We start from the raw sequence: 1,376 nt of genomic DNA, 5'->3' as shown, positions 1-1,376 counted from the left end.
CTCATGTGCGAATCAGACGGTGTCAAAATTTGCTATAAGATTAGTGAGTACTGAAATTTTGTCAATTATACTTATGGATAAAAAATGACGTTCCCACAGAGAGTTAGTCATCAAGACCCGAGCAAAAAAAGTCAGTAAAATCACTGCATCGGGATGGTATCATAAGTCAATTCAAGAAGAACGTGCAGAAAAAAAATGAAGCGTGAGTACAATTGTAAGCAAATTTTTAAATAAAAATTAAGAATAGGGTAACGTTATAAAATGCCAATCCGATTAAAAAAATCATAAAACTCAGGCTGTAATTTTAAATTGTGATTCAAAAATCGCCACATTATCACTATTTGATAATTCCAAAAGTTGTCATTTTTTTAAGTTTAATTGTTTAAAAAATAGCTCATTGAACAGTCTAGAAAAAATTAAAACTCATTTTTTGTAAGAATAGTGATCATTGTTAACAGTCAAGTAGCACTTTATTTCTTTTGATATAAATACGGATAAACCCTCTTTATAGATAAAACTGAATAAAATTAGCAGGTAAGAAGCAGTTTTATTTATATTTTTGTCTTGAGTTGATGATTTCTTAACTTTATCTTTAGTCTAAAATGCACTTATTTTAAATAAAACTGTAGAAAAGCAATTTTTTATAAAAGATGAGATTAAACAAGCACATGTTTTGTTTAATCTTAACTTCGGGATAGGAAAGGATGCTGTTTGGCTATGTGAATGATTCTTATTTGATGAGTTTTTGCGGAAAAGCCAAAGTCGATTGTTTGTATTTTGATATTTCGCGTTTTATAATTCAGTGTCGTTTATAGGTTAGGCATGAGCTGTGCTTGCCTAACAATGCCAGCTTTCCTTGGAATTAATTCAACAAAATACGGTAGGAGTTTATAACTAAATGATGCCCGCTGTGAAAAGCAACAGACCTGTCAATTTGTCCATGGGTCAGGTGTTAGCGGTAAATTTACGCTCACCCGTGGCTATTGCATCAATTTTACACCGTTTATCAGGTGTCATCGTTTTCTTATTAGTACCAGTTCTCTTATGGATTCTAGATAAATCATTATCTTCACCAGAAGGATTTGACTACGTTAAAAATGTCGTTTTTGGAAATATCCTCGTACGTTTTGTTGTGTGGGTATTTGTAGCCGGCTTGATTTTCCACTTTATTGCTGGGGTTAAGCATTTGCTTGCAGATCTAGGTTTTGCTGAAGAACTGCAAAGCGGTCGTATTGCAGCGACAATTTCATTGATCTTATCTGTGGTAGCCATTATCGCAGCCTTTGTATGGATTATGTTCTAATGAAAAGTGCTACAGGTTTAACAGGTTCAGGTTCTCGTGATTGGTTTATCCAGCGTGTAAGTGCTGTGGTATT

1 protein-coding gene and 1 pseudogene are annotated in these 1,376 nt (G+C 33.4%); both read left to right on the top strand.

Annotated elements, in window-relative coordinates:
• The first annotated feature begins 901 nt into the window (after window positions 1-901).
• Window positions 902-1,303, top strand: coding sequence for a succinate dehydrogenase, cytochrome b556 subunit (gene sdhC, locus VXQ92_RS18065; protein WP_001984863.1), 402 nt, complete (start codon window positions 902-904; stop codon window positions 1,301-1,303).
• A pseudogene (locus VXQ92_RS18060) lies at window positions 1,303-1,376 on the top strand (succinate dehydrogenase, hydrophobic membrane anchor protein); the annotation flags it as partial. The gene sdhC and the pseudogene VXQ92_RS18060, both read left to right, overlap by 1 nt.

The sequence above is a fragment of the Acinetobacter sp. 228 genome (genome assembly GCF_048147885.1).
This window is presented reverse-complemented; position numbering and strand designations above follow the sequence as displayed.

What these genes read in the sequence shown, in the direction of transcription:
- sdhC (WP_001984863.1), top strand. Translation starts at nt 902, where the DNA reads ATGCCCGCTGTGAAAAGCAACAGACCTGTCAATTTGTCCATGGGTCAG.